2 protein-coding genes are annotated in these 2,562 nt (G+C 39.9%); both read right to left on the bottom strand.

Annotated elements, in window-relative coordinates; all coding sequences use genetic code 11:
• Nucleotides 1-217: 217 nt before the first annotated feature.
• Complete coding sequence (locus ACUVJL_RS20225) at nucleotides 218-928, bottom strand: ParB N-terminal domain-containing protein (RefSeq protein ID WP_445247471.1); 711 nt, start codon at nucleotides 926-928, stop codon at nucleotides 218-220.
• Nucleotides 928-2,430, bottom strand: a complete 1,503-nt coding sequence (locus ACUVJL_RS20220) for an AAA family ATPase (protein ID WP_445247470.1) — start codon at nucleotides 2,428-2,430, stop codon at nucleotides 928-930. Before ACUVJL_RS20220 ends, ACUVJL_RS20225 begins: the two co-directional genes overlap by 1 nt.
• Nucleotides 2,431-2,562 lie beyond the last annotated feature (132 nt).

The raw sequence follows: 2,562 nt of genomic DNA, 5'->3' as shown, positions 1-2,562 counted from the left end.
AAAAATTCGTTTTCATCATGTTTGGGCACGGGCATCAGCCCAACCCCACTAGTTTTATTTTTTCTTGTGTTTTGGGCATGTTGCCCGTCCTATTTATTTTTGCAAGACGTCTATTTTGTAGGATCGGTTTCAACCGCCGAGTCATATCGGGTTTTTCAACGTTTGTCGGATCGGCTTTGAGCCAGGCCCCAAAAATGCAATTTAGATGGCTGAAAGCTTATAAATATTTTTGCCAATTGTCAATAACCTTAATCATTGTTTTATCCCCTAACCCTTTAATACGTTGCACCACATTCTCAAATGAGGTAAATGGCTCCAAATCTCGCTGTGTGATGATGTTTTCTCTCATTGTTTGAGATGCGATCCCAGCATTTTTTAAATTGATAGCCAATTTGAATTTATCTTGAGTGTTGAGTGCTTCCAACAGCGGAACTGGTTTGGGAATGCGGCTTTCAACATCTTTAACCCTCTCTATCAGCGCCTGTTTTTCCCGGGTGTACTCGGCTTTCAATTCATTAATTCTGTTTTCCAATCGAGTTTCAATATTGGTCAGCCGCTGTTCAAAGCTGGAGGACTGTTGGGGAACCTCACTTATACTTTTCTTCTCAGTGATTGCGGTTTTTCTGAGAATTTCAAGTTGTTCGAGGAGAAGTTCTTCATTTTCTTCTTCCAGGATGAATGCTCCGATTGTCTCGCCCTTGAGATTTTCTATTTCTTTTGCTCTGACCGCCGCATAGTATTCAAAGTCTCCGTCTACTATTTCGTAAGCATCCATACCGTTTCGGCGGACAATTATCGGATTAATCAATCCTCCTGACTCTAAAATGAGTCTCGCTAATTTCTCCAAATCCGGCTCTGCAAAATTGGAACGTGGCACTGCGGATGTAATTCTTTTCACTGCAACCAGTGACGGAGATAATTTTTTCATTAGTTTTTACCTATTTTTTCCAAAACTTCGATTGCTAGCATTTCAAATTCTTGGGAGGCGATGCAATCAGGCTTAAAGTCTAGCACTGAAATCGGATCGGCAATTTCCATATTTCCCACGATTTGAAATTGTTCTGCACACTTTGCTAAATCGTCTCTCTCGTAAATTACGCTGTCCATGATTTCAAAGCCGTAGCGTTTGGGAATTGCCTCCCTCCGCTTGGACAAACTATACTGTACAAATTTAGCATTAGTTGAGATTTTGCAAGAGAGTACGCCTAAAACTTCTAGAGGTTTTTTGCCAATTTGTTTTTTGAATGTGTTGACTTTTTTAATAAAATCCTTGACATTAATCAGTCCTTGATTGGCAAAAGGTTTTAAGTCAGAAGGAATAATTAAATAATCCGCCGCAATTAGGGCAATTCTGGCGTAAAGATTCAAAGATGGCGGCGTATCAATCAGTACAATATCATATTTATCCTGTACTTCTTCTAGTTTCGGAATTAAAATCATTCGGCTGTAATCTAGTTGATTGAGATCCGTTTCATGTTGCATTAAATCAATGTGGGAAGGAATCACATCTATTTCGGGATTGCAAAAATTAGACTTGCGAGCTACTTGTGCGATCGAGTAACCATCTTCTGACTGCAAAACGTGACGAACGTTGCAATCTTTCAAATCATCTTGTTCTTCATCCTCAAATTTTACTAAACCTGTCGCAAAGGTTGTATTTGCCTGACTGTCTAAGTCGATTACCAAGACTCTGTTACCTTTCTTGCTCAGCGCAGCAGCTAAATTGACTACTGTTGTAGTTTTGCCAACGCCGCCTTTATTGTGGTAAACTGCAATGATTTTCATAGTATTTTGGCTTTTTTGGGGAACGGTTACATCGGATTTAACTTGAGGCTTAACTGGATAATTTTCAGGTATTTGTTCCGGTTCAGAGATTTGACTTGGCTCGGGTTCTGCGGTGGCGGGATTTTTTGGCTGTACTGGGACTTCGCTAATTAACTCAGGACTAACCAAATTAATTTTACTATCTTCCAGTTTGAGATTATCGGAATTTTTTATAAATTTTAAACGATCTCTGCCAATTAAAGCTATAATTTCCTCAATTCTATTTTCAAGGTCTTGTCCAGCACACTTAAAGACTAGCTGAATATCATCGGCGACTCTTTGGTAAATTCTAATTTCTTTACCGTTAGTTATCAGGCCGTAGCGGATGCTCAAACTTGTTAAATAGCGATTGAGTTTTCGCAGGTGACGGTCTAAATTTTCCTTCGGATGTTTTGCCTCCATAACTACACTCATCGGCGAGTCTGCATCGACAAGTATGGGGATAACTGGGGCGGCAAATGAGAGGAAGTCTAGACGAATATTCCCCAAGGCTATTTCTTGGTGCCAAGTGTCCGGCGTATAGCCTAACTTTGGTAGCAGATAGCTGACAATGAGTTTGCTTTCTACTTCGCTTTCGTTGCGACAGTTATTGGGATTGAAAGTCATTCGATTTTAGATTTTAGATTTTAGATTTTAGATTGGGAATGACTAGACCTCTTGCAAAAGTCCTTTTCATAAATTTATTGGACGGGCAAGATGCCCATCCCACAAGAAAAAATAACTCTTGTGGGATGGGCA

This window comes from Microcoleus sp. OTE_8_concoct_300, assembly GCF_031383065.1.
GTDB lineage: Bacteria > Cyanobacteriota > Cyanobacteriia > Cyanobacteriales > Microcoleaceae > Microcoleus.
Note: the sequence above shows the minus strand (reverse complement) of the source record. Positions and strands in the feature narration are given on the sequence as shown.

Bases quoted from the DNA above. Each gene is read 5' to 3' on its own strand.
- ACUVJL_RS20220 (WP_445247470.1), bottom strand. From the start codon at position 2,430: ATGACTTTCAATCCCAATAACTGTCGCAACGAAAGCGAAGTAGAAAGC.
- ACUVJL_RS20225 (WP_445247471.1), bottom strand. From the start codon at position 928: ATGAAAAAATTATCTCCGTCACTGGTTGCAGTGAAAAGAATTACATCC.